The organism is Nitrospirillum iridis (genome assembly GCF_014205765.1).
GTDB classification, from domain to species: domain Bacteria; phylum Pseudomonadota; class Alphaproteobacteria; order Azospirillales; family Azospirillaceae; genus Nitrospirillum; species Nitrospirillum iridis.
On sequence record NZ_JACIIZ010000011.1, the window covers coordinates 1 to 23,763 of the forward strand.

Below are 23,763 nucleotides of genomic sequence, written 5' to 3' on the forward strand. Positions count from 1 at the left end.
GCCTGTTGCCGAACACTGGCCTTCCGCCGCTTCCACGCATAATAACCGCTGCCGCTCACGCCCAATAAGCCGCAGCTACGGTTAACCGGTATTTCCGCCTTCTTCGCGTCGATGAGCCGGTAAATCATCGACTTGTCTCCCGGGCGAAGAAGGCTGCAGCGTTTTTTAACAGATCCCGTTCTTGGCGCAGAATCTTGTTCTCTTGCCGAAGCCGCGCCAGTTCCTTCTCAACATCCGGATGTGGACCCGAAAGAAGCTCACTCTCCGTCGCTTGCGTCTTCCAACGCTGCAACGTCGATTTCCCTATGCCCAGGTCCCCGGCCACTTCCGCGACCGTCCGACCGCTTGTCGATAAGATCCGTAGCGCTTCCTGCTTGAAGGCCGCCGTGATCTTCGCCTGCTTCACACGAACCATCATTAACCTCCATCAGACCCAAATTTTAGGGTGATGGCTCTCCACTTTTCCAGGGCAAGTCCACTCTTCGCGAACGCGGGCGCTGGGACAATCGCCCCGCTCGCGGCGGCGACGGAGGCTCATTTCGATCAGACCTTCGACGTGAACGTGAAGGGGCTGTTCTTTACAGTGCAGAAGGCCCTTCCCCTCTTCCGGGACGGCGGTTCGATTATCCTGACCTCTTCGGTCTCGAACGTGATGGGGCTGCCCGGGTTCAGCGCTTACGCCGCGAGCAAGGCGGCTGTGCGCAGTTTTGCGCGCGCGTGGACGCTGGAGCTGAAGGATCGCAAGATCCGGGTGAACACGATGAGCCCGGGACCGATCGAGACCCCCGCTCTGGCGACAACGACGGGCCTTACCCCTGAGCAAGCCGAGCAGGCGGCCGCCCAATTTGCCTCGCAGGTCCCCATGGGTCGCAGGGGCCAGCCAGAGGAAGTCGCCGCGGCCGTCACGTTCCTCGCCTCTGATGAAAGTTCTTACGTTACCGGCGTGGATCTCGCCGTCGACGGAGGGCTGGCGCAGGTCTGACCCCCGACATCACACACGATCGGAGAAACATCATGACCTACGCAATCATCGGCTTCGGCAAGATCGGCCAGGCCCTGGCCAGGGCATTTGCCCGAAGCGGGATCGACGTATCCGTCGCAACCACCCGCGACCCGGAGAGCTTTGCATCCGCTGCGGCCGCGATCGGACCCGGGGTCACGCCCAAAACGCTCGCGGAAGCCGTCAAGGCCGACATCATCTTCCTGGCTGTCCGTTTCCAATCGCACCCGGATGTCGCGAAGGCGCTGCCCAGCTGGCAGGGGAAGATCATCGTCGATGTGACCAACGCCTATGGCGTACCCCCTGAGCAACTGGGGGGCCGGCCTTCCTCCGAGGTCGTCGCGCAGGCCTTCACCGGCGCAAGACTGGTCAAGGGCTTCAACCATCTGGTCGCTGCCGTCCTCGACCAAGACCCGGCCGTAAACGGTGGCAGGAGAGTCGTGTTCCTGGCGAGCGACGACGACGGTGCCGCAGACGAGATCGGCGCGCTTGCGGAAAATCTCGGTTTCGCGCCGATCAAACTCGGCGGGCTGTCGGAAGGTGGGTTGCTGGTCCTGGCACGCGGGAACAGCTGGGGTCGGCTGGTCTTCAAGGACCTGGTCAAGTTCGACTGATGAACGTGGTGTCCCTCGCCCGCACGGACACGATGCACGGATCGGATCGAGCGCGATCCGATCCGTGCGAAATGGAGAAATTCCCATGAGCCTCGAGACGAACATCCAAACCGTGAAGGATTTCTTCGCCGCGATCGGCCGCGGCGACAGGGAAGCCGTGCTGGCGCTGGTCGCCGAAGACATCGAGTGGATCATTCCGGGGGAGGACTGGCCGCTGGCCGGAACGCGCCACGGACACGCCGGGCTGGCGGATCTGCTCGAGACGGCATCCAAATCGATGGAAACGTCCACGGAACCCCGGGAATTCGTGGCGCAGGGAGACCGGGTCCTCGTCGTCGGCTTCGCGAGGGGAAAGATCAAGGCGACGAACAAGACGTTCGAGGACGACTGGATCTTCGCCATCACGGTCCGGGACGGCAGACTGACCAACATCCGGGAATATGTCGACACGCAAGCCCTGGCGCGGGCCGCGCAGGTGGACGCGTCCGGGCCGGCGTAGCGCTCGCCGTCTGCGGTGATCGGGTCCAGGGTCGACGGCGAACGCGCCGTGGATCGTCGTCGCGCGCCCATCGAATGTTCAACCATCGAGGAGATCCCGATGTACGACCAATCCAAGCTATCCGAACTGATCCGCTTCGCCCAAGTTGAGCTGGGCTCGACTGTCATCGACGTGTACCCGGGCGATGGCGACTGGACGCGACTATTCTCCGGGATCGTGGGACCCGAAGGGCGGGTCTTCAGCTTCGTGCCGGCCGAGGTCGCCGACTTCAAGAACGACCCGGTCGGCCGCATGCGGACATCCTCGTTCCGGTCGATGGAGAGCGTCACCGTGAGCGATCCCGGACGTTGCAGGTGTTCCACCCCTGATGTGATGGCGCCAAGTCGGACAAGCCCGGCGGCATGGGGGCCCTTCCGGTAGAAAAGAGCCAAGTTCCCCCACGGCGCGCAATAGGTGATGTCGCCCGCCACGCTCGCCGGCGCGCCTGCCCGGGACAGGCGTCGGGGAAGGTCGCTGATTGTTCATCGGCACGCAGATTCGACGCCGACCGCCGCGGGATCCGTTTGATTCTGTTGAAATCGATAGGGTCATTTGGTCGCGCCGATTAACAAAAGCGGACGCCTGGGTCTTGCCCTTCCGCGATGGCTACATCAACGCCATGCAGGTCTTTCCCTATGATACATCTCTTGGTTACAGCACAACACACCATAGGGTGCGTAAGTACGCACTCAGTAGTATTTATAAAACGCCGATCCCACCTATTATTCCGGGTATAAATTCGCGGAACAAATGCGAACGGGCGAATAATAATATTCGCTCGACTTATTTCGGAATGTCTATGAGCTGGGGGATTCGGCATGGAAAACTTAAGTAGCCACATTCTGCCCGTGTTGCGGACCATGCCTGACGGGCCGTTCCGCGCACCTCTGCTGAGGGGCTTTGCCAATCACGCAGCGGAATTCCTCACCATCGAGAATGGCTTCCGTGACCTGACGTCACGGCGGCACGATGGCGAAACCCTGCGCCGCTTCTTCGCAAGCTGGAGCCAGACCAATAACAGCGCCATGACGGTGGCCGGCATCAGCAACCGGCTGACCCTGAAGCTGCACCGGGGTGAGCCGGTGCGGGACCCTCAGGCCCTGCTGCAGGCCCTGGTTTCCCTGCATCGCATCATCGACGAAGACTTGGCGGTGACGCACAAGATCCTGCATTCGAAGATGTTCCACACCATGGCCACCGACATCGTCGGTGACGACGCCTGGCTCCAGACCCGCTACATCGACCGCAGCGCCGCCGACTTCAAGACGTGGAAGGACAACATGTCCTTGCGCGAGCCCGATATCGCGCTGGGCCTGCTGACCACGCTGGCGCATGAGATTTACACGCATGGGGAGGTCGAGTTCATCCTGCCGCTGTTCCGGCAGTGGCTCGTCGAGCACTTCCATTACACGGACGAAGACACCGCCCGCCCGCTGCGCTGGATCAGCGTGCATTGCGGCGGTACGGAGAGGAACCACTTCTTCCATGCGGTGAACACCCTGACCCATTACGCGCAGGCGTTCGATGTCGACTGGGAGGCCTATGATCTGGCGGGGATCGCGGGCCAGTATTTGAAAAGGAAGGCCATCGTCCTGCAGGCGCTGTTTCCCCGCCTTGAGCATGTCTTATGAACATGAATGACGGCCTGTACCCCATCCTGGTCGAAACGGGCGGCGCCGGGATGGGGGTGCCGCTTCCCATGGTCGGCGGATTGCGCCATGGCGAGGTGTGTTCCGACCGTGCCGTCGCCCTACCGGCCGCCTATCGCGGCCAGATGCGCGCGTTGGCCGGCTTGCTCGACATGGCCCTGCGGGCGGTGGTGGGGCGGTATTTCCTCGATGCCCGTATCCGGGCCATCTATTCCCTGCCGCCGGACCTGGAGAGCATCCTGCGGTTGGCCGCGCCCACACCCTATCGCGTGGGGTGGTACAGGCCCGATTTCATCCTGGACCGGGATGGCACGGCGCGCATCTGTGAGATTGGGGCGCGCTATCCGTTGAACGGCTGGATGGTCAGCCGCGCCTGGTCGCACGGTCAGGCGGATTTCTGGGATGATCTGTGCGCGCCCTACAAGCCGGGGCAAACCGTGGCGTTGGTCCATGGCCGGGAACCCAGCGGCGAGGTCGACTATCTGTCCGATCACCTGCGGCGGACGGGCGTTGGCTTCATCGCGGCGCGGCCGGGCGACCTCAGCCTGCGCGACGGGCGCCCCTATGCCCAGGGGCTGCCGCTGGATCATCTGATCCTGCAGTTGGACCGCAACGAGTTGCCGGCCCTGGAGCCTGGGGTCCTGGCCCACACTGTTACCCGCGGCGCCTATTTCAACGATGTCCGGACCGTGATCCTGGTGCATGACAAGCGCGTACTGGCGGTCCTCTCCGACGCCGCCATCATGCGTGACGCCATGCCGGCGGAGCTGTACGCGCAGTTGCGTCCGCACCTTATCACCTCCGTCTGCGCCCGCTCGGCGCTGGAAGCCGAACGGCTGCTGCGTTACGACGGGGATTGGATCGCCAAGCCCAGCAGCGGGGGACGCGGCATTGGCACCCTGGTTCGTTCGGCCTGCGGCGAGGCGGAATGGGCCGACCGGGTGAGGCGCGACTGGCCGCACCTCATGTTCCAGCCCTATCTGGAACAGCTCGAATTCATTGACCCGGATTTCCCCGGCCCCATCCATATGGTCGGCATGCTGCTGTGCCGCGATGCCGTTTGCTACGGCAATGGCATGTTCCGCGGGTCGAATGACGCGGTGATCAATCTGCATCAGCAGCGGGGCAAGCTCTACCGGTGTGAGGTGGCGCCGTGAGCCTGTCGGTCGTCATTCCGCTCTATAATGGGGAAGACTACGTCGAGGAGACCTTGACGTCCCTCGCGGCGCAGACGCATCCGCCCGACGAAGTGATCGTGGTGGATGACGCCTCGACCGACGATGGCGCGCGATTGGCCCAGGCGGGCCTGGACCGCCTGGCCGCGCTGGGGGTCAGCCGGACCGAATTGCTGCGGCTGCCGGCCAATGGTGGCCCCAGCGCGGCGCGTAATCGCGGCCTGGAGCGTGCTGGCGGGACGGTGCTGGCGTTCCTGGATGCCGACGATTGTTGGCGCGAGGACTGTTGCAGCGAAATCCTGCGCTGCATGCAGGGTCACGCCCTGGACCTGATGGTACTGGGGTTCGATACCTCGGACCCAGGCGATTATTTCCCGGACATGGCCGCGCTGCGGGGCGAAGTCGTGCCGCTGGAGGGGACACTGTTTCGTCTGCCCCGCGTGACGGCCAGCGCCAGCCATCCTGACTTTTTCATGGGGCGGGCCAGCAACGTCGCCGTGCGCCGCGGCGTCATCGGGAATGAGCGCTTCGCGGAAGGCAGTCATGTGAATGAGAACATCGATTTCTGGTACCGCGTCGCCAAGGGCATCGTCAAACGCGGCGGCGCCCCGGCCCCGGTGGGGTTGCTGGCCGAACCGGTGATCCGCTATCGGATCCTGCCGGATAGCCTGTCCCATCGGCGATGTGATGATTGGCGCCGGCTGCAAGTTCCGCCCAGCCTGGAGCGCTTCCGCGACAGCGGTGACGGCGAGGACCGCCGGCTGTGCCGCACCCTGGGGCGGCGTTGGCTGACCTTCGCCTTGGACAGCCTGCCGGACGATGCCCAGCGCGCCGCGTTCTGCGATGCCCACGGCGTCTTGCTGAGGCATTTCGATATCGACCTGCCATTGCTATGGAGGGCGGCATGAGCCCGGATTCAGGTTGGACCGGGACGGTGAGCGGCGAGAGCCGCGCCGGGGACGAGATGATGGCCCATGCCTTCGAGAGGGCGCGCCGCCATCCTTTCTGGCGCCACCTCTACCGGGATTGTGGCAATTGGCGTGACGCGCCCGTGTGCCAGAAAAGCGACCTGCTGGCGGCGTTGGACGGCTTTTCCCCCGCTGGCGAGGACCGGGGGGTATACCTTGTCCGTTCTGGCGGCAGCGCCGGCGGCGGCCCCCTGATCTTCCCTGTGGATATCGCGGAGAACCATGCCCAGCGGCAGGCGCTGGCCGAGCATATGCTGGCCTGCGGGGTGTTCGCGCCCCGTTCGGTGGTGCTGAACCTCTTCGCCTACACCGGCCTTTACCGCACGGCGGCCATCGTGGATGACCTGCTGGAGCGGTGCTACGCCACCACCTTGCCCATGAGCGCGCAGTCCCCGTATGCCGACATGCGGGCGGCGGCGGCGCTGTTCCAGCCGACCCATCTGGCGGGCACGCCATCCGTCCTGACGTTGTTCGCCAACTGGTGCGAGGAGTCCGGCCAGGCTTTGCCTCGCATTCCGCAGCTGCTGTATGCGGGCGAGCTGATGCGGGACAGTGTGCGCGAGCGGCTGTGCCGCACCTTCGGCGTCCGCCAGATCTGGTCCCTGTACGGCGCGGCGGAAACCGGCATCTGGGCGGTCTGCGACGCCACCGCCACCCCGGGGCTGTTCAGCATCCTGCCGCGCATGGTGGTGGAAATCGCTGCGCCGGACAAGGAAGGCTTCGGCGAGATCGTGGTGACCAACACGTGGCGGGAGCGCTTCCCCCTGTTCCGCTACAGCCAGGGCGATATCGGCCGCATCGTGCGTCGCGAGGGGGAACGCATGCTGGAGGTTCGGGGCCGACGCCCGCGCACCTTCCGCTTTTACGAGATCACCCATGACGATGGCGGCTTCGCCGCGGTGGCCGAGGGCTGTACCGCCTGGCAGGCGGTGCTGGATCTCGAGGCCGACGGTTGCGACCGGCTGGGCCTGCATGTGGTGTGCGACGATCCGGCGATCCTGCCCGCCGTCGCCGAGCGCCTGCGCCGGCACATGAAACAGGATGAGGGCAGCGGCACGACCCATGTGCGGGCCGTGACCTTCGCCGACCTTCATCTCGACCCCACCACCGGCAAGACGGCGACGCTTGTCGACCGGCGCCGTTGAAGCCCCGGGGAGGGCCCCATGGAAAAACTAAGCAATCTTCTGGTCTATGAGTGGGACACATGGCGCGGGTACCTGATCAGCCACCTCGCCGGCGCCCATTGCCCGGCGCAATGGGACGATGAATGGGAGGTGCTGGACGCGGCGTGCGGCCCGGATATCCAGGCGGTCCTGTTCCATCACCGACTGTCGAACGCCGCCTTGTTCCCGCGCCAACGCCCGGTGTTCGAGCGGAAACTGGCGCAACGGGGGATCAAGGTGCTCAACGCCGGCCTGGCGGACATGCGCAAGCGCACCCTGCATGCCATGCTGGAGAATGCCGGCCTGCGAAGCGCCCGCGCCGCGCGCGAGGGGCCGGCCGATCAATTCCTGTTCGTGAAGACGGACCTGAACTATGGCGGCGAGGCGGAACGGGCCTTGCCCGCCGATCTGCAGGGATTGTTCTCCGCACCGGCCGACTGCCCGATCCGCGGTTGGGACGACTATCGGCTGCTGCGCCGCGACGAAGTCAACTTCACCTGGTGGGACAATCCCCACCTGGTCATTGAGAACTTCATCGCCCATGACGACACGATCTATCGCATTTATGGCTGCGGCGACGCCATGGTCTGCATCCGCGCCCATAGCCCCGACCTGATCAAGAAGGAGATGGAGCGGGCGGGCGACCGCTGGGTCTGCATCGATCGCCGCCGCCTGGCCGCCGTGGCCGATGATCATGGCGGTTTTCCCAGGGACATGTGGCGGCAGTTGGCCGGCTTCGTCGCCCACTACCCATTCGATTATTTCTGCCTGGACGTCATCCATGACGCCACGCGGCACACCATCATCGATCTGAACCTGACACCCTTCTATGCCGCTCAGCCGCCGACGGCGGACTGGTTCGGGTTCCTGCGGCGCGGCCTTCAGGAGCTTTTGGCGCCGCCGATCCTGGTGGGGGCCGTCTGATGAAGACCATATCCGTCCTGATCGCCGCCTTCCGCGCGCGCCGCTGGCTCGGCGACTGCCTGGACGCCGTCTATGCGCAATCCTTGCCGGCCGGCTGGCGCCTTCAGGTGCTGGTGGGCGTCGACGGGTGCGACGATACGCTGGACTACATCGGAACGGTGCCCTATCCCGCCCTGCAGGGCGTGTACCTGGGGCGCAACCGCGGCACCTACGTCACCTTCAACACCTTGATGCAGTACGCCGATGGCGACCTGATCGCCCGCTTCGACGCCGATGACGTGATGTTGGCCGACTATCTGCGGGCGCACATCGGGGCGCTGGAGGGGGGGGCCGACCTCACCATGTCCTGGAGCGTGTACACGGACGAAAACCTGCGGCCCACATCCGTCGTGCCCGCCCTGCCGGACTATCGGCCCGAGAACGGCTGCCGGCGCAAGGGAACGGACGGGCAGTTCGTCGCCAAGCGGCACATCTGGGAACGGCTGGGCGGGTTCCGCGCCTGGCCGTGCGGCGCTGATACGGAATTCGTGATCCGCGCCGAGGCGGCCGGCTTCCGCACGATGGTCCTGGAGGATTTCCTCTACCTGCGGCGCACGCATGCCAGCTCACTGACCACCCATCCAGAAACCAACTATGAATCCGGCACCAGGATGCGATTGCAGGAACTGACCATCCAGTACCGGGAGGAATACCTGGCGGGGACGCGATCGGTGACGGTGGACAGCGAGGTCGAAACGGCGGCCATTCCGCTGCGGCATCCAGCGCCCCCCGGCCAGACCGCAGAGGTGGCCCCGGAAAATCGAACAGGATGGTAAGCTAATCCTGACCGGAAGAAGGTCCAGCCAATGGGCCCCAACTCACCTTGGAGCTCCTCTCAACGCCGGCCTTGGCTGAGGGATTGGTAGTGAAGCCGCAGCCGATGGTCTTCGCGTTGGGCCATTGTCAACCCCGACATTCAATTCTCCGCAGAGACCGAGGGGAGGAAGAGGTGGGGGAGAGGGTATTGGCCACGCGATCCGCCACGCGGCCCAGTGCCTGGCTGAGTGCGGTCACAAGGGCCGCTGTGCCGGCCACCGTCGGGTGGAATGACAGCTTCCACCCGGCATGCTTGCAATACCATGTGGAGTGCCATTTTCGGATTTGCGCTCCAGTCAAACCGCGCGATGATCCGCACACCCGGGCATGAGCCGACGCCATCGGAATTGGCGGATGAAGTCGTCAATCTGGCGATCCGTATATTTGATTTATAAATTTTAACCTTCTGACCGCGCCCCAGGGCTTTCCCCTGGAGTGAATGAGAGTATTTTGGCGTCGAAGATATGGATTCGGATGGTGTCTATGGCTGCATTATATACTGTAATAGAACTTCATGAGATTCTTGGTCTCATTTATCTTCCTGATTTTTTCTTCTGGGAGCGCCTGCTCAGCGAAAAGTGATATGCCGGGGCGGGGAAAGGATGCGTCTTGAGAGGACGTCAAAACGTCCATCCGGTTAAGAACAGCATGGCCGCCGACAAAAAGCAGCCGAACGTGGTGCTTTTGCGCACGGCCGATCAGCAGGGAAAGGACGTCGGACCGGGATGTCATGGCGTCGTGGGCAAGGGCGGCGAAGTCGACGCCCATGATATCGGCAGGGGCGCCCTCCACAATTCTTCCGCCGCCATCGTCGCCGACGATGGTTTTGCGTCCCGTCTCCCAGGCGCCCTTCAGAATGTCCGCCGGCGATAGTATTTCACCGTCGTCGGACGCCGCGTTGCCGAGATGATAGACGAGGCGCAGTTCTCTCAGCATATCCTCGTCATCGTCCAGGCTCATTCCGTCCAGTCCGAAGGCCAGGGGTGTGCCGGCTTGCGTCAACCGCCGCATGGGCGGCAGGCCCGACCGCAGGCGCAGGTTGGAGGAGGTGTTGACCACCACCGTGACGCCCCGGTCCGCCAGCAGGGCGCATTCGTCGGGCCGCAGCCAGACGCCGTGCGCCACCGTGAGACGGGGGGTAAGCAGGCCGATGGTATCGAAATGGCGGAGGATGCCATCGGGATAGCGTTGGTCCGCCCAGGCCCGCTGGCGGCGCGTCTCCAGCAGGTGCATGTGCACGCGCCGGCCATCGTCGCGTGCGGCGCGGGCGATCTTCTCCAACGTGGCGGGTTGAACCCACTGCGGCCCGACGGGGTGGTATTGCAGCGTGAAAAGCGCGTGCTCGAACGCCCGGGCCTGGTCCATCAGGGCCAGGTTGGTGGCGCAGTCGCGCATTCCGGCTTCACGCCCCCGCAGTTCCTCATATTCCTGCGGGGACACATGGGCCGCCAGCGGCGCCATATCCCCATAGACCACGGGGTTGGCATCGAAGAAGGGCCAGCAGAAGGCCACCCGGACGCCAACGTCCCGCGCCGCCCGCGACACGGCCTCGGCCTCGGCCAGCAGGGTCTGACTGCTTTGGGTGTTGTGGCAGTGATTGACGACGCCGATGCCGGATGCCGCCATGCGCGAAAAGGCGATGGCGGCGCACTGGTGGAAGTCCAGCGGCGGTTGGCGGGCCAGGTCGGGCAGCCATGTTTCCAGGGGCTGGTCGGCCGCGCCGAACGCCAGGGTGCCCAGCCCACGCCCATGATCATGGGCGTTTGCCAGGGCCGGCATCAGCAGCAGGCGGGACTCCTCCGGCGTCAATAACGTGGGGTCCACCGGTCGCACGCTAGTGATCCTGCCGTGGGCGATGACGACCTCATGGGGGCCGGCGGGGGCCTGGGCGGCGGATGGGATAAGGTGCCCGGCCCGCACGATCAGGGCGGTCTCATCTGACATGCTTGCTCCGGCGGTTTGCGACTGGCCTCCCCGCATGATAGGGCAGCGGGGGATCGAGCGTATCGGAAACGCCGGCCCGGTCGGTTGCCAGTTGCGCAGCGCCGGTGTGCACCCCTGGCAACGGTTGAGGGGTCGCACGGATTTAGCAACAGGACTGTTCCGTTCTTGCAATGGCCTTGGCCGCGTTTTCCCCGGACGATGAAGGCGTCGGGACGTGCAACGCCAACCACCGTCCGCCGACAGTGGAGTTCGGTGACAGCCGTGGTCCCGCCGTAGGGTTCGAATAACCGCGGGTTCGAATAACCGCAAACGCATCCAAGGCCCGGTGCCGTGAGGCGCATGGGTCAAGGGCGAGAAAATTTAAATAAAGGGGGCATTAATGTTTCAGGTCAGGGGGACTCTTCATGTCTGAATGTCATCCGCGTACCAACCCGTCGCTGGTCCAGCGCGCCGGCCTCGCCTTTCTCATCCTGTCGTGTGCCCCCGGCGCCCTCGTCGTTGGCTCCGCGACGGCCTGGGCCCAGTCCCAGCCGGCGGCGGATGCGGATGGCCTGACGGAGATCATCGTGACCGCCCAGCGGCGCGGCGAAAGCATCAGCAAGGTGCCGCTGTCGGTCGCCTCCCTCAGCCAGCAACAGATGGACCAGCAAGGCATCCGCAAGATCGACGACATCGCGCGGGTGACACCGGCCCTGCGCTTCGTGCCGGCATCCGGCGTCACGTCGAACAACGGCAGCAACATCTACATCCGTGGCCTGTCGTCCGACGTCGGCTCCGCCACCACCGCCATCTACATCGACGACACGCCCATCCAGATCCGCAACGTCGGCTATTACGGCGGCAACCCCTATCCCAAGGTGTTTGACCTGGAACGGGTGGAGGTACTGCGCGGCCCCCAGGGCACGCTGTTCGGCGCCAGCGCGGAGGGCGGTGCGGTGCGCTTCATCACGCCGCAGCCCAGCTTCGACAAGCTGGAAATCTATTCCCGCGCCGAGGTGGCCTCCACCGAGAATGGTGCCGCCAGCTATGAGGTCGGGTCCGCCGTGGGCGGGCCGATTTCCAACACCCTGGCCGTGCGCGCCAGCGCCTGGTACCAGCACAGCGGCGGCTACATCGATCAGGTCAAGCCGGGAACCAACACCGTCATCAACAAGGACATCAATTCCTCCGACACGCGCGAGGCGCGCCTGTCGGCCGCCTGGAAGCCGATCGAAGGTTTGACGGTGACGCCCAGCATTTACTACCAGGAGGAAAAGTCCCGGGCGCGCAACGACTACTGGGAAGGCTATGGCAATGCCAGCAATGGCGACTACAAGAGCGGTGTGGCCATGCTGGAGCCGAGCAAGGATCGCTTCACCATGCCGGCCCTGGCCGTGAAGTATGAGTTGGAAGACAATATCGAGATCATCTCCAACACCTCATACTTCCAGCGTCAGCAGGATCAGACGCTGAATTACGCGACGTATTTCTCCTTCCTGCGGACCGGCAACCCCTTCGGCACTTATTCCAACAAGGACATTTCCAACACCAACGACTACCTGACGCTGAACCAGCGGAACCTGACGCAGGAGCTGCGCGCCCAGTCGTATGACAACAAGTATCTCGACTGGACGGCGGGTGCTTACTATTCCCGCACCCGCCAGTATTTCACCAACTACACGGGTTCGGGCCGGATACCGGGCGTGCTGGTCAGCGGCTATCCGCAATATGAAAGCCGCTACAGCTACGTGAACCTGGTCGCGGCGAACGACCACCAGTACGCCGGCTATGGCAGCGTCGACATCAAGCCGATCGAGGACCTGAAGATCACCCTGGCGGCCCGCTATACCCTGGATGAGTTCACCTTCACCGACACGAAGGACGGCCCGACCAACGCCGGCGTCCGCACCGTCAAGACCGTGGGGGCAACGGAGGGCAGTTGGACGCCGAAGGTCGGTGTCTCCTATCAGCTGGACCCGGATCACATGCTGTACGCCTCGGCCACCGAAGGCTTTCGGCCCGGCGGCGCCCAGGCTGCGGTCGCCAGCGAGTTCTGCGCCGGCGACCTCAAGACCCTGGGCCTGACCTCCAGCCCCACCGGCTATGAGTCCGATCACCTCTGGTCCTATGAAGGCGGCAGCAAGAACAAGCTGTTCGGCGGCATGGTGAGCCTGGATGCCAGCGGCTATCTGCTGAAATGGAAAAACATCCAGCAATCCATCCGCCTGCCGACCTGCAGCTTCTCCTACATTTCCAACCTGGGTGCCGCCACGGGCAAGGGCTTGGAATTGTCCGCCGCCGTCCGGCCGCTGCACGGCCTGACCTTCGGCACCGAGATCGGCTACACCCACATCACCTATGATGAAAACATCTATGGCGGCAACAACCTGCTGCTGCGCGCGGAAGGTCAGCGCATCGGTGGGCCGCTGTGGTCCGGCCATGTCTACGGGGAAGGGGAGATTCCCGTGACCGAGGCCATCACCGGCTATCTGCGCGCCGATTACAGCTTCGCCAGCAAGAACATCCAGCAGGCCACCCAGGGGACGTACGGTTATGACTCCGGCCTCTATGCCCTGGGGGCCACCAACTACCTGTCCTTGCGGGCCGGTGCCCGGTTCTCCGGCCTGGATCTGTCGCTGTTCATCGACAATGTCACCAATTCCAACGACGTGCTGTCGCGCAACCACGACGGTGTCGGCGGCACGCTTTACTACGACCAGAGCTATCGGCCCCGCACCTTCGGCCTGACGGCGCAGTACCGATACTAAGCCTCTCAACAGTGCGAAAAAAGGGGCGGTGGCATCTCATGGGTGCCACCGCCCCTTGTGTTTGGGGCCCCGCGCTGTTGGCCGTCAGTCGTTGAAGGGCACGCCCGGTGTCGCCGTCTGCACCGGACCCGGGGCAGTGATGCTGGCGCAATCGCCCTTGGGCGTTTCCCCCTTCATCAGGGACTGGACGAAGGGCAGGCTGTCGCTCAGCGACCCGTTGACGGCGCCATTGTGACTGAGGCCCGGATAGGTGTGCCATTGCACATTGGTCCCGGCGTCGCACATGGCCTTCACGGCGTTGTATTGCCCGGCGGTGCCCGCCATGCCGTCGGCCAGGCCGGTGCCGGCGAAGATGGGCACGGTCATCCTGGCGACCGGCAGGACGAAGTTGGCCTCCATGTCGCCATCCAGCGGCGCCAGGTCACTGACGAAGGCATCCGCGCCGCTCACTCCCTGCTTTTTCGACAAGGCGAACAGGTCGTGCAGGCAGGATGTCCGGGCGGCGTCCAGCAGGGCGCGGCCCTTGGGCGTCACGAAATCGGCGGGATCTAACTCGGGGTGCAGGGCGCGGTCGATGCCGCCGATGCGCAGCATGGCGAAGCCGGGGTCCATCTGCCTCGGGTCCGTGTACTGCTCCGGCTTCTTGACGAAGCCGTCGCCCTGGGGACCGGCGAAGGTGACGACCAGCCCGGTGGCGACGGTGCCCAGCACGTGCAGATCCGGCGCGTAGCTGGGCGCCAGATAGGTGGCCCCCAGCGCCGCGCCGGAGCCCTGGGACTGGCCGGCGATGACCACCTGGTTGCGCAACAGGCCCGGCTTGGACTTCAGTGCCGCGCGCACGGCGTCCAGGACGGAATAGCCCTCTGATTTCCACAGCAGATAGGGATGAACGCCCTTCGTTCCCAGCCCTTCATAATCGGTGGCCACGACGGCGAATCCCGCCTCCATCCATCGCTGCAGATAGGCCACGTCGCGCGCCGGCTGGCCCCGCCAGGAGGGGGCGCAGACATCGGCGAAGCCGGTCGTGCCATGGGCCCAGGCGAGGACGGGCCAGCCACCCTGGGGCGGCGGCCCGGCGGGGATGTAGACGATGCCGGAGACCGGCACCACACCCCGCCCGACGCCGCTGGTCGCGGTGTAAAGGAAGCGTGACGCCGTTGCCGATTTAGGCCGTGACAGTGCCGGCGGAAGTGCTTCTTCCCGCAGGGGCAGGCCTGGCTGCCCCATGGCGGAATCCCAGCGGTAGAAGGCTGAGACGCCACCGTCGCCGTCGATATCCGGCCCGCCGTCTTTCGCGCCCGATGCCAGGGCCGTGCCGGACATCAGGACCAAGGAAAAGTACAGAAGCGCGCGCTTGGAAATTCTGAACATGCGATGTCCGATCTTTTGTCGCCATCATGGAAAGTCTACAGCCTATGGCGGTCGATTCCATTTACCTGCGTCGATTTTTACAATGGGCCGTTGCCCAATCGACAACGCCCGGGACCGCTTACTTTTGTGAACGGCCCGGTGCTAATCCCGCACCCGTCTTGCCTACACGGCGTCGGCGGCCCAGTCTTAAGCCCTTGAAGCCAAGCGGGAGAGCGGCGTGATCATGGGGACAGCGGTGAAAGAGGGCGGGTGGAAGCGCCTGACGGTCCTGGTGGTGTACGGCATCGGCCTGGGCAGCATGTCGCTGGTGGGTATCCTCTCGCCCTTGACCTTGCGCATCACCGCCGACCTTCAGGCTCCGGCGGCCGCCATCGGCCTGACCATCGCGCTGTTTTCCCTGCCCGCCGCGATCATGGCCATGGTGGGCGGCGGCATCGTCGATCGCATCGGGCCGCGCCGGGCGCTGGGGCTGGCCGCCCCCGTCCTGGCGGTCGCCGACACCGTCGTCTTCCTGGCGCGCGACCTCTGGCTGCTGGATGTCGGCGTGCTGCTGGCCGGTATGGGCTACGTGGGCGTGCTGAACGGCGGGGCGGCGATGCTGATGGGCGGTCTGGACGGCGCCACCCGCACCAAGGCCATGGCCTTGTGGTCGACCTATGCGCCGGTCGGCTTCTCCCTGGGCCTGCTGGTGGCGGCGCCGTTCACCACGGCGGCCGACTGGCGCCTGGCGCCGGCGCTGCACGGCGCCTTCATGCTGCTGTGCTGTGTGGGCACCGTGTTCCTGCCGCAGGTGCCGCCGCGCAAGGCCGATGGCCTGCCCGTCCGGCAACAGGTCGCCCGGTTGTTCGGCGCCCTGCGCCGGCGTGATGTCCTGCAACTGGCGGTCAGCGCCGCCATGCCCAGCATGATCTCCTACGGCACCAGCCTGGTGGCCGCGACATACCTGGCCAAGGTGCATGGCGTGTCCCTGGCCGCGTCCGCCAGCATCGTGGCGGTGGCCAAGATCGCGGCCGTCCTGCTGGGGGGAACCATCACCGGCACCCTGCTGGCCCGCGACTTCCCGCCTCGAATCCTGTTCACCCTCATGGTGGGGGTGGGGATGGTGGCGCAGTTCCTGCTGTTCTTCCCCGGCAGCCCGTTGCCGTTGGCGGTGGCGGGGCTGATGGGCTGGCTGTTCACCTTCGGCGCCCTGTCGGGCGTCTGTATGGCCGCCATGCCGCTGGTCGCGGGGCCGGCGCTGGGCGGCGGCACGGTGGCGGGCACGGTCAACCAGTTCGTCTCCCTGGCCTCTTTCCTCACGCCCACCATTTACTTCGCGTCATCGGCCTGGGGCGGCTACGTGGCCATAGCCCTCGCCGGCTTGGCCGTGGCCTTGGTCGCGTTGCCCGGCATCGTGGGGGCGCGTCGCCGGGTGGTGCCGGCGGTTCCCGCCCCTTGAGCGCTTAAACCGCCGTATCGCCACCGTCCACCGGGATCATGGCGCCGGTGATATAGGACGCGGCGGGGGAGAGCAGGTAGCGGATCAGGGCGGACGCTTCCTCGGCCCGGCCATGGCGGCGCAGGGGGATGCGGTCATCCACGGCCCGGCGCATGGTGTCCGCATGGTCTTGCGCCGACCAGAACGCCCGAGTCTGCGGCGTGTCCACCCATCCGACCAGCGCCACGTTCACCCGGATGCCCCGGGGGCCCAATTCCGCCGCCAGGCTGCGGACCAGGCTGGTCAGGCCGGCTTTGGTGGCCTGATAGGCGTGGGTATGCGGTTGCCCCCGCAGCGTGGCGGTGGAGGAGACGAAGACGATACTGGCTTGGGGGGAGGCGCTCAGCGGCTCCAGCGCCGCCTGCGCCGCCAGGAAGGGCAGGCGCAGGTTGACCGCCGCCGCCTCATCCCACATCGCCGCCGTCCATTGGCCCACCGGGGCCGCCTGCACCAGGGATGCCGCCACGACCACCGCGTCCAGGGCCGGCCGGTCGGCGCGCACGGCATCGACCGCCAGGGCGCCCGCCTCGGGATCGGCGGGGTTGATGGGGATGTACAGGTCCCAGGGGCCGGATGTATCGGCCGCGCCATCCGCCATGGCGACCCAGTCGCCGTCGGCCTTGCAGGCCTGCGCCACCGTCCGTCCCAGGCCGGCCGAACCGCCGATGATCAAGATGCGCGCCATGGTCCGCTTTCCCCCGTTGTTCGATGCCGGCTCCACCACACACCCGCGCGCGGGGCCAGGCACAGGGCCGCTTCGGCAACGGCCGGGGCAAAAAATAGCAACTCCCGGCAACGCCCACCCTGGATATGATCGCGCCATGAACGTGATGCCACATCCTGACGCGACGGCCGGTGTGCCCGGTCCTTTCGATCCCGACGATCCGGTGTCCGTGCGCCGGGCCATACGGGAGGGCCGGTTCACCGGCTTCACCAACCTGGTCGCGCGTACCGTGGTGCAGGGCAACCTGGTCGCCGTCCCGGCGGAATATGCCGACGCGTTCGAGGCCTACTGCCACGCCAACGCCCAGGCGCTGCCCATCCTGGGCCGCAGCGCGCCGGGTGAACGGACCATACCGGCGCTGGCCCAGGACATGGACATCGCCCGCGATACCGGCGGCTACATGGTCTTCCGCGACGGGGAGCTGGTGGACACGCCGGCCGATGCCAGCGCCGCCTGGCGCGACGACTTGGTGGCCTTCGTCCTGGGCTGTTCCTTTTCTTTCGAGGCGCTGTTGCAGCGCCATGGCGTGCGCCTGCGCCACCTGGACGAGGGCGATGTGTCGGCCATGTACGTGACCGACCGCGACACGGTGCCGGTTGGGCCCTTCGGGGGCAAGCTGGTGGTGTCGATGCGGGCTTTGCGCCCGGCGGACGCCATCAAGGCCACACTCCTGTCGGCCCGTCATCCCGCCTTCCATGGCGCGCCGGTGTCGCTGGGCTTGCCCGGCGACCTGGGCATTGAGGATTTGGGGCGAAGCTACGGCGGCCACGGGCTGACCCGGCTCAACCCTGACGAGGTTCCCGTTTTCTGGGCCTGCGGCGCCACCGGGCAGATCGCCGCCCGCGCCGCCCGCCTGCCGCTCTGCATCACGCACTACAAGGCGCACATGGTCGTCACCGACCTGCCTTTGCCAAAGGAAGATTGAGGATGAACGTCGACGAAGTCGTCTCCCACTATGAAACCCACGGCTATGCCGTTATGCCGGGATTGCTGGCCGGTCCGGTCCTGGATGAGTTGCTGGAGCTGACCGCGCGGATCGAGGCGCGCGCCGCCGACAGCGTCGCCGACGATTCCTGGTTCGACTTCGACCAGGACGCTAACGGCAAGCGCACCATCCAGCGCATCAAGAAGCCCAACCGCATCGATCCCTTCTATGCGCGCCTGGCGGGCCACCCCAAGATCGTGGACGTCCTGAACCGGCTGATCGGCCCCAACATCCGCCTGAACCACACCAAGATGAACATGAAGGCGGCCAACGGCGGCGCCGCGCTGGAATGGCATCAGGACTGGGCCTTCGCGCCCCACACCAACATGTCCACCTGTGTGGCCTCCATCATGCTGGACGGCGCCTGGGCCGAGAACGGCGCCATGCAGGTCATTCCCGGCAGCCACAAGGGTCCCTTGCTGGACCACCATGACGAGGAAGGCTATTTCGCCGGCGCCGTCGATGTCGGCCAGGTCGCGCTGGACAAGGCGGCCCTGCTGGCCGGCCCGCCGGGCACCGTCAGCTTCCACCACCCCATGACCTTGCACGGCTCCAGCGTCAATCGCTCCGGTCAGTCGCGCCGCATTCTCTTCTACGAATACGCCGCCAGCGACGCCTTCCCCCTGTTCTACAAGCTGGACTGGGATGAGTATGAGAGCCGCATCGTCGCCGGCCCCTCGACCAGCGAGGTGCGGTTCGAGCAGAATTACGTGAAGCTGCCGTTCCCGTCGCGCGCCGGCAGCTCGATCTACAAGATCCAGGCGGAATCCAACCGCCGCTATTTCGCGGAGGCGATGTAAGTGGGCGCCCACGGGACGATGCGTGAACGGCCCATCGCCCTGGTCACGGGCGCCAGTGCGGGCACCGGCAGTGAGATCGCCCTGGCGCTGGGTGCCGCCGGCCATGACGTGGCCATCACCGGCCGCCGGACGGAAGCGCTGGAGGAACTGGCCGGTCAACTGCGGGGGCAGGGGGCTGACGCATTGGTCCTGACCGTGGACGTGCGCGACGCGACGGCGCTGGACCAGGCGATGACCCGGTTCCTGGAATGGTCGGGCGGCCGGGTGGACGTGGTGGTGAACGCCGCCGGCACCACCGGCCCCTTGTCGCCACCTATCGGTGAATTCAGCGTGGCGGACTTCGACAACGTCATCGCCACCAACCTGCGGGCACCCTTTATCGTGCTGTCGCGCCTGCTTCCCATCATGCGGGCGGCCAAGGGCGGGCGCGTCGTCAACATCGGCGGCAACCACGGCATGCGCGGCCGCGCCGGCCGGTCCAGCTACAGCGCCTCCAAATGGGGCCTGCGCGGCCTGTCGCGCAGCGCCGCGCTGGAGGCTGGGCCCGACGGCGTCACGGTGAACTACATCGCCCCCGGTCCCGTCGCCGTGCCCCGCATGAAGGCCGCCTGGCGGGCCCGGGCGGAGCAGGATGGCGTCAGCGAGGATGAGGCGCTGACCCGCTACGTCGCCAACATGGGCATTCCGCTCGGTCGGCCCAGCGAGCCCTCCGACATCGTCGCCATGGTCCTGTACCTGGTGGGGCCCGGCGGGCGCAACATCACCGGCCAGGAACTGGTCATCGACGGCGGGGCGACTTTATAACGGTCTCAGGCGCCGGTGGGGCATCGGCCCCTTGGCTATCCTCGCATTCCAGTCCGCTGATGCCCCCTGGTATGCTCCGGCGCCTGCGGTCGCGAGCCACAGCGGCACGGGTCAAATCTCGTGCCGCTGGTATCGCGCTTGTCCAACGGGTGTATCTTACCCGCCCATGCCGGTAAGCACGTCGCCGAGCTGCTCCAGTTGCTCCGGCAATGCCGCCGCCGAGCCCTGGAGCGCTTCCTCAAGCGCCTCCTTGGACGGATAGGCTTCGTGGAAAGTCAGCAGCGTCCTGCCGCCCAGATCCTCGAAGGTCACGGTCGTGATCGCGCCCTCTTCGCCTTCGTCGTTGGTCCAGACGATGCGTTCGTTCGGCACCACCTCAAGATACTTGCCATAGAAGGCCATGGTGTCCGTACCGCCCGCGGCGAATTCCAGCCGATACTTCCCCCCGGTGCGGACGTCCATATCGCACGCAACCAGCGAGATGCCGGGTACCGATTTAGGCACCCACCAGCGCTGGAACAGCGCCGGTTGGCTCCACGCCTTGTAAACCGTGCTCGGCGGCGCATCGAATATCCGGGTCACGACCAGTTCGCGATCACCCCTGCGCTCGACCGAGGTAGGGTTCCGCGCGCCACCGGCGCCCTCAACGTGCTGAGTCATCGCCGCCCTCCTGTTTCATTTCGCTGATGATGTCGTCCAACGCGTCGAAGCGGGCCTCGAAGAGCTTGCGATGCGTCTCGATCCACGCGGCCTCCGCCGAGAGGCCACGGTTGCCCAGCGTGCAGGTCCTCACCCGTCCGACCTTCCACGTGACCACCAGCCCCGCCCGCTCGAGAACCTGGATGTGCTTCTTCATGCCGGTCAGTGTCATCTGGAACTGATCGGCCAGACTGGTGATCGACGCGGCCCCGCGCCCAAGCCGTTCGATGATCCCACGGCGGGTGGCATCGGACAGCGCCGCGAACGAGAGGTCGAGGGGAAGATCTAAATACTGAACCATTTGGTTCAGTGTATGGCCTGCTCACAGGAAACGCAAGCGGTCCCGACCGCCGTGAGTCCGCTCGCGGGCAGCCGGCGCCAGCAAAGAAAACGCCCCGACCAGCCGGCCGGGGCGCTTCCTTCCGGAATGGATGGGAACTTCAGAACAGATCGAAGTATTCGCGGTGTTCCCAGTCGGTCACCGTGCTGTTGTAGCGGGCGACCTCCGCGCGTTTGATCATCAGGAAGTGATCGACGAAATCATCGCCGAAGCCTTGGCGCAGCAAGGCGCTGCCGTCCAAGAGGCCCAGGGCGGTTTCCAGGCTGGTGGGTAGGGCCTCGGCCTCGGCCATGTAGGGGCTGTCGACGGCGGGCGGCGGTTCTTCCCCGGCCTCGATGCCGGCGAGGCCGGTCAGCATCTGGGACGCCAGGTAGAGGTAGGGGTTGGCCGCCGGCTCCCCGATGCGGTTCTCGATGCGGGTGGCCCCCGGCTCCCCCCGGGCCAGCACGCGCAGCAGGGCGCCGCGGTTGTCCTCCCCCCAGGCCACCCGGTCAGGCGCCAGGCTGTTGGCGCGATACCGCTTGTAGCCGTTGATGGTGGGGGTGCTGAAGGGCGTGGCGGCGGCGGCCCCCCGCAGCAGGCCGGCCAGGAACTGGCGGCCGGTCCGGGACAGGGCGGGCCGACCCTCGGTATCAGCGAAGGCGTTGGCGCCGGTGGCCCGATCGCGCAGCGACTGGTGCAGATGCCAGCCGCTGGACATGGCGTTGGGCAGCTGCGGCCGGCACATGAAGCTGGCGTGGTAGCCGTGGCGCCGGGCGATCTGCTTCACCGCGTTGCGGAACAGGATCATGTCGTCGGCCGGCTGGATGCCGTTGCCGGGGCTGAACACGAACTCGCACTGGCTGGGCCCGAACTCCAGCTCCAGCGAATGCAGGGGCAGGCCCAGGGCCAGGCAGTCGCGCCGCAGGATGTCCAGCACCGGCTCGATCTGGTCGAAGCGCTGTTCGGTCAGATAGGCGTAGCCCTGGTGCAGCAGGGTGACCTCCGGCGGTGTGCCAGGCTGGCCGGAATCGGCGGGTGCCAGCTTGGGGTCGACCAGCCGGGTCAGGTGGAATTCCACCTCCAGCCCGCTGACATAGTCGAAGCCGCGGTCGGCCAGCCGCGCCGCCGCCGCCTGCGCGATCCGCCGGGTGGACAGGGCCACCGGCCGGCCATCGGCGTGGTAGAGGTCGCACATCATCCAGGCGGTGCCGGGCGCCCAGGGCAGGTGGCGAAAGGTGGCGGGGTCGGGCACCATGACCACGTCGCCGCCGCCCTGCAGGTCGGCGTTGCCGATGCCGGCCCCAGCCGTGAACACCGGCACCACCGTGCGGTGGGCCGTGTCCTTCAGCAGCAGGGTGGAGGTGATGGCGCAGCCGTCGCGCATCGCGCCCGGCACGGCGCCGGGCAGCAGCGTCTTGCCGCGCAGCAGGCCGTGCAGGTCCGGGAAGGACAGGCGCAGCTGGTGCACGTTCTCGGCCGTGATACGCGCCAGCACCTCCGCCGCCTGTCGCCGCTGGTCGTCATTCCATAGGCCGTGGCGTTCGATGAAGGCGGGCATCACGCCGTCGCCTTCATCGCCGCCCAGGGCGCCGATGCCCGGCGGCGGGCGTCTGTGCGGTGCCAATAGGCCTGGATGTCCTCACCCGCCTTGGCCACACCGTCGACGGTGGCGGGCCCGGTGACACCGGCCGCAGCGGCGGCATCCAGCGCCAGCAGCGGGGCCTCGCCCTGTTCCACCTTGCGGATTTGGCTCATCAGCAGCATGCGGTAGGCGACGATGGCCTTGTCTGTGGTGCCCAGATGTTCCCGCGTGCGGTCCTGGATGCGGCCTTGGCTTTCCACCGCCCACTGGTCATGGACGTTGATGTCCTCGCCCATGCCGGTGTAGGTGCGGCGGCACTGCTCCACCACGTCATAGCCATAGTCGTTGTGGCGGCCCAGACGCGGCTTGTAGTCGGGCAAGGTGTAGAGTTGCAGCCGCTGCCGGCGCATCTCCTCCTTGTCCACCGCCTCGGCGAAGCCGGTGAAGGCGGCGTACCAATAGCAGCTGACATCGTCGATAGGCACATGCCACTGGGTGATGGTCATCGTCTCGGACAGGGGGATGACGAAGGCCTGGGGGAACATCAGGTTGGTGACGCGGACATGGGTGTCGCCGGTGTTCAGCGTGCGCAAGGAGGTCAGGCGCAGGCCGATGTCGGTCTTCTCCACGCTGATGTCCGGGTTCTCATATTCCCGCAGGACCTGCGTCATGGTCATGTCGCTATCGGCGGACTGGGCGCGGAATTGCCGGCCGTAGCTGGTGGCCGCGTCCTCATCCTCAAAGAAGCGGTGCAGGAAGCTGGCGTGGGCGGGGTCGATGCCCACCTCCAGCGCCTGCAGCCAGTTACAGTCCAGGAAGCCCTTGAAGGCGAAGACATGGCTGTCCGGGGCGATGAAGCAGTCCAGGTCCGGGAAGGCCGGCGCCTCGCCCTCGCCCAGATAGCCGAAGATCATGCCGCTCTTCTCCACCACCGGGTAGGCCCGCTGATGGATGCGGGTGCACAGCTTGCTGCCCGTGGGCTCCCCCGGTGTTTCAAGGCAGTTGCCGTTGACGTCGAACAGCCAGCCATGGAACAGGCAGCGCAGGCCGCCGCCCTCCAGCCGGCCGAAGGCCAGGTCGGCGTTGCGGTGGGGGCAGTCGCGGTCCAGCAGGCCCAGGCGCCCGGCCTCATCCCGGAACAGCACCAGGTCTTGCCCCAGCGCGCGCACCGCCTTGGCGGGGCGGGGGCTTTGCAGCTCTTCGATCAGGGCCACCGGCTGCCAATAACGGCGCAGCAGTTTGCCCAGCGGCGTGTCGGGGCCTGACCGGGTGATCAGCGCGTTCTGTTCGGGAGTCATGCGGTTGCTCCTGTTCTTCCTTGTGCGCAAGGCGGCCTTGACCGCCGCGCGGTCGTCATCGCGCGCGGCGGCTTGTTGGGGGAATGTGGACTTAGCGGGACCCGTGCCAATAACCGCGTGGCGT

22 protein-coding genes and 2 pseudogenes are annotated in these 23,763 nt (G+C 66.1%); 15 read left to right on the forward strand and 9 right to left on the reverse strand.

What is annotated here, in order from left to right; genetic code table 11:
- Positions 1-415, reverse strand: a pseudogene (locus FHS74_RS18520) (transposase); the annotation flags it as partial.
- A 33-nt stretch (positions 416-448) separates the two neighbouring features.
- Between FHS74_RS18520 and FHS74_RS18525 the strand changes: the two are divergent.
- The 4 genes from FHS74_RS18525 (at position 449) to FHS74_RS30535 (ending at position 2,533) form a co-directional block, all read left to right on the forward strand.
- Positions 449-982: an SDR family oxidoreductase gene (locus tag FHS74_RS18525; RefSeq protein ID WP_211106398.1), complete on the forward strand. Its 534-nt coding sequence runs from the start codon at positions 449-451 to the stop codon at positions 980-982.
- A gap of 32 nt (positions 983-1,014) precedes the next feature.
- Positions 1,015-1,614, forward strand: a complete 600-nt coding sequence (locus FHS74_RS18530) for an NADPH-dependent F420 reductase (RefSeq protein ID WP_184803336.1) — start codon at positions 1,015-1,017, stop codon at positions 1,612-1,614.
- Positions 1,615-1,699: 85 nt separating this feature from the next.
- Positions 1,700-2,113, forward strand: coding sequence for a nuclear transport factor 2 family protein (locus tag FHS74_RS18535; RefSeq protein ID WP_184803338.1), 414 nt, complete (start codon positions 1,700-1,702; stop codon positions 2,111-2,113).
- 99 nt (positions 2,114-2,212) lie between these two features.
- Positions 2,213-2,533 carry a hypothetical protein gene (locus FHS74_RS30535; RefSeq protein ID WP_246463230.1) on the forward strand — a complete coding sequence of 107 codons (321 nt, stop codon included), beginning with the start codon at positions 2,213-2,215 and terminating at the stop codon, positions 2,531-2,533.
- Here the strand turns inward: FHS74_RS30535 and FHS74_RS31325 are convergent.
- Positions 2,494-2,583 (reverse strand): annotated as a pseudogene (locus FHS74_RS31325) (cyclophilin-like fold protein); the annotation flags it as partial. The gene FHS74_RS30535 and the pseudogene FHS74_RS31325 sit on opposite strands and share 40 nt — an antisense overlap.
- A 387-nt stretch (positions 2,584-2,970) precedes the next feature.
- On the opposite strand from FHS74_RS31325, the gene FHS74_RS18550 reads away from it, so the two are divergent.
- From FHS74_RS18550 to FHS74_RS18575, 6 genes are read left to right on the forward strand one after another with little or no spacing between them, the layout of a single operon-like run.
- The gene (locus FHS74_RS18550) at positions 2,971-3,783 is read left to right on the forward strand and encodes a hypothetical protein (RefSeq protein ID WP_184803340.1); all 813 of its coding nucleotides are present in this window, start codon (positions 2,971-2,973) and stop codon (positions 3,781-3,783) included.
- Positions 3,780-4,958 carry a hypothetical protein gene (locus FHS74_RS18555; RefSeq protein WP_184803342.1) on the forward strand — a complete coding sequence of 393 codons (1,179 nt, stop codon included), beginning with the start codon at positions 3,780-3,782 and terminating at the stop codon, positions 4,956-4,958. Before FHS74_RS18550 ends, FHS74_RS18555 begins: the two co-directional genes overlap by 4 nt.
- The gene (locus FHS74_RS18560) at positions 4,955-5,884 is read left to right on the forward strand and encodes a glycosyltransferase (RefSeq protein WP_184803344.1); all 930 of its coding nucleotides are present in this window, start codon (positions 4,955-4,957) and stop codon (positions 5,882-5,884) included. The genes FHS74_RS18555 and FHS74_RS18560 overlap by 4 nt, the downstream gene beginning before the upstream one ends.
- Positions 5,881-7,089, forward strand: coding sequence for a phenylacetate--CoA ligase family protein (locus FHS74_RS18565; RefSeq protein WP_184803346.1), 1,209 nt, complete (start codon positions 5,881-5,883; stop codon positions 7,087-7,089). The genes FHS74_RS18560 and FHS74_RS18565 overlap by 4 nt, the downstream gene beginning before the upstream one ends.
- A gap of 18 nt (positions 7,090-7,107) precedes the next feature.
- Positions 7,108-8,031 carry a hypothetical protein gene (locus FHS74_RS18570; RefSeq protein ID WP_184803348.1) on the forward strand — a complete coding sequence of 308 codons (924 nt, stop codon included), beginning with the start codon at positions 7,108-7,110 and terminating at the stop codon, positions 8,029-8,031.
- Entirely contained in the window at positions 8,031-8,846 is an 816-nt protein-coding gene (locus FHS74_RS18575; RefSeq protein ID WP_184803350.1) for a glycosyltransferase family 2 protein, read from the forward strand. The genes FHS74_RS18570 and FHS74_RS18575 overlap by 1 nt, the downstream gene beginning before the upstream one ends.
- A gap of 532 nt (positions 8,847-9,378) precedes the next feature.
- Here FHS74_RS18575 and FHS74_RS18580 read toward each other — a convergent pair.
- The gene (locus FHS74_RS18580; RefSeq protein WP_184803352.1) at positions 9,379-10,830 is read right to left on the reverse strand and encodes an amidohydrolase family protein; all 1,452 of its coding nucleotides are present in this window, start codon (positions 10,828-10,830) and stop codon (positions 9,379-9,381) included.
- Between the two features lie 404 nt (positions 10,831-11,234).
- On the opposite strand from FHS74_RS18580, the gene FHS74_RS18585 reads away from it, so the two are divergent.
- The gene (locus FHS74_RS18585; RefSeq protein WP_184803354.1) at positions 11,235-13,577 is read left to right on the forward strand and encodes a TonB-dependent receptor; all 2,343 of its coding nucleotides are present in this window, start codon (positions 11,235-11,237) and stop codon (positions 13,575-13,577) included.
- 84 nt (positions 13,578-13,661) lie between these two features.
- On the opposite strand, the gene FHS74_RS18590 is transcribed toward FHS74_RS18585, so the two are convergent.
- Positions 13,662-14,948, reverse strand: coding sequence for a lipase family protein (locus FHS74_RS18590; RefSeq protein WP_246463231.1), 1,287 nt, complete (start codon positions 14,946-14,948; stop codon positions 13,662-13,664).
- Positions 14,949-15,171: 223 nt separating this feature from the next.
- Between FHS74_RS18590 and FHS74_RS18595 the strand changes: the two genes are divergently transcribed.
- Positions 15,172-16,386, forward strand: a complete 1,215-nt coding sequence (locus FHS74_RS18595; protein ID WP_246463237.1) for an MFS transporter — start codon at positions 15,172-15,174, stop codon at positions 16,384-16,386.
- 4 nt (positions 16,387-16,390) lie between these two features.
- Here FHS74_RS18595 and FHS74_RS18600 read toward each other — a convergent pair whose 3' ends face one another.
- Positions 16,391-17,110, reverse strand: coding sequence for an SDR family NAD(P)-dependent oxidoreductase (locus tag FHS74_RS18600; RefSeq protein ID WP_184803359.1), 720 nt, complete (start codon positions 17,108-17,110; stop codon positions 16,391-16,393).
- 136 nt (positions 17,111-17,246) lie between these two features.
- Between FHS74_RS18600 and FHS74_RS18605 the strand changes: the two genes are divergently transcribed.
- Genes FHS74_RS18605 through FHS74_RS18615 form a run of 3 tightly spaced genes read left to right on the forward strand, consistent with a single transcriptional unit; the run spans position 17,247 to position 19,738 of the window.
- Positions 17,247-18,074: a D-glutamate cyclase family protein gene (locus FHS74_RS18605; RefSeq protein ID WP_211106399.1), complete on the forward strand. Its 828-nt coding sequence runs from the start codon at positions 17,247-17,249 to the stop codon at positions 18,072-18,074.
- Between the two features lie 2 nt (positions 18,075-18,076).
- The gene (locus FHS74_RS18610) at positions 18,077-18,934 is read left to right on the forward strand and encodes a phytanoyl-CoA dioxygenase family protein (protein WP_184803361.1); all 858 of its coding nucleotides are present in this window, start codon (positions 18,077-18,079) and stop codon (positions 18,932-18,934) included.
- 18 nt (positions 18,935-18,952) lie between these two features.
- A complete protein-coding gene (locus tag FHS74_RS18615) occupies positions 18,953-19,738 on the forward strand; it encodes an SDR family NAD(P)-dependent oxidoreductase (protein ID WP_211106400.1) in 786 nt (261 codons plus the stop codon).
- 156 nt (positions 19,739-19,894) lie between these two features.
- Here FHS74_RS18615 and FHS74_RS18620 read toward each other — a convergent pair whose 3' ends face one another.
- The 4 genes from FHS74_RS18620 to FHS74_RS18635 all read right to left on the reverse strand — a co-directional run bounded on the left by FHS74_RS18620 (position 19,895) and on the right by FHS74_RS18635 (position 23,639).
- Positions 19,895-20,398 (reverse strand): SRPBCC family protein, encoded by a 504-nt coding sequence (locus tag FHS74_RS18620; protein WP_184803365.1) that lies wholly within the window; start codon positions 20,396-20,398, stop codon positions 19,895-19,897.
- The gene (locus FHS74_RS18625; protein ID WP_184803367.1) at positions 20,382-20,738 is read right to left on the reverse strand and encodes an ArsR/SmtB family transcription factor; all 357 of its coding nucleotides are present in this window, start codon (positions 20,736-20,738) and stop codon (positions 20,382-20,384) included. Before FHS74_RS18625 ends, FHS74_RS18620 begins: the two co-directional genes overlap by 17 nt.
- Positions 20,739-20,877: 139 nt before the next feature.
- Positions 20,878-22,383 carry a glutamine synthetase family protein gene (locus tag FHS74_RS18630; RefSeq protein WP_211106401.1) on the reverse strand — a complete coding sequence of 502 codons (1,506 nt, stop codon included), beginning with the start codon at positions 22,381-22,383 and terminating at the stop codon, positions 20,878-20,880.
- Positions 22,317-23,639, reverse strand: a complete 1,323-nt coding sequence (locus tag FHS74_RS18635; RefSeq protein WP_184803369.1) for an aromatic ring-hydroxylating dioxygenase subunit alpha — start codon at positions 23,637-23,639, stop codon at positions 22,317-22,319. The genes FHS74_RS18630 and FHS74_RS18635 overlap by 67 nt, the downstream gene beginning before the upstream one ends.
- Positions 23,640-23,763: the final 124 nt, after the last annotated feature.

Coding starts and splice junctions, on each gene's coding strand:
- FHS74_RS18525 (WP_211106398.1), top strand. CDS start 449: ATGGCTCTCCACTTTTCCAGGGCAAGTCCACTCTTCGCGAACGCGGGC.
- FHS74_RS18530 (WP_184803336.1), top strand. CDS start 1,015: ATGACCTACGCAATCATCGGCTTCGGCAAGATCGGCCAGGCCCTGGCC.
- FHS74_RS18535 (WP_184803338.1), top strand. CDS start 1,700: ATGAGCCTCGAGACGAACATCCAAACCGTGAAGGATTTCTTCGCCGCG.
- FHS74_RS30535 (WP_246463230.1), top strand. CDS start 2,213: ATGTACGACCAATCCAAGCTATCCGAACTGATCCGCTTCGCCCAAGTT.
- FHS74_RS18550 (WP_184803340.1), top strand. CDS start 2,971: ATGGAAAACTTAAGTAGCCACATTCTGCCCGTGTTGCGGACCATGCCT.
- FHS74_RS18555 (WP_184803342.1), top strand. CDS start 3,780: ATGAACATGAATGACGGCCTGTACCCCATCCTGGTCGAAACGGGCGGC.
- FHS74_RS18565 (WP_184803346.1), top strand. CDS start 5,881: ATGAGCCCGGATTCAGGTTGGACCGGGACGGTGAGCGGCGAGAGCCGC.
- FHS74_RS18570 (WP_184803348.1), top strand. CDS start 7,108: ATGGAAAAACTAAGCAATCTTCTGGTCTATGAGTGGGACACATGGCGC.
- FHS74_RS18575 (WP_184803350.1), top strand. CDS start 8,031: ATGAAGACCATATCCGTCCTGATCGCCGCCTTCCGCGCGCGCCGCTGG.
- FHS74_RS18580 (WP_184803352.1), bottom strand. CDS start 10,830: ATGTCAGATGAGACCGCCCTGATCGTGCGGGCCGGGCACCTTATCCCA.
- FHS74_RS18585 (WP_184803354.1), top strand. CDS start 11,235: ATGTCTGAATGTCATCCGCGTACCAACCCGTCGCTGGTCCAGCGCGCC.
- FHS74_RS18590 (WP_246463231.1), bottom strand. CDS start 14,948: ATGTTCAGAATTTCCAAGCGCGCGCTTCTGTACTTTTCCTTGGTCCTG.
- FHS74_RS18595 (WP_246463237.1), top strand. CDS start 15,172: ATGGGGACAGCGGTGAAAGAGGGCGGGTGGAAGCGCCTGACGGTCCTG.
- FHS74_RS18600 (WP_184803359.1), bottom strand. CDS start 17,110: ATGGCGCGCATCTTGATCATCGGCGGTTCGGCCGGCCTGGGACGGACG.
- FHS74_RS18605 (WP_211106399.1), top strand. CDS start 17,247: ATGAACGTGATGCCACATCCTGACGCGACGGCCGGTGTGCCCGGTCCT.
- FHS74_RS18610 (WP_184803361.1), top strand. CDS start 18,077: ATGAACGTCGACGAAGTCGTCTCCCACTATGAAACCCACGGCTATGCC.
- FHS74_RS18615 (WP_211106400.1), top strand. CDS start 18,953: ATGCGTGAACGGCCCATCGCCCTGGTCACGGGCGCCAGTGCGGGCACC.
- FHS74_RS18620 (WP_184803365.1), bottom strand. CDS start 20,398: ATGACTCAGCACGTTGAGGGCGCCGGTGGCGCGCGGAACCCTACCTCG.
- FHS74_RS18625 (WP_184803367.1), bottom strand. CDS start 20,738: ATGGTTCAGTATTTAGATCTTCCCCTCGACCTCTCGTTCGCGGCGCTG.
- FHS74_RS18635 (WP_184803369.1), bottom strand. CDS start 23,639: ATGACTCCCGAACAGAACGCGCTGATCACCCGGTCAGGCCCCGACACG.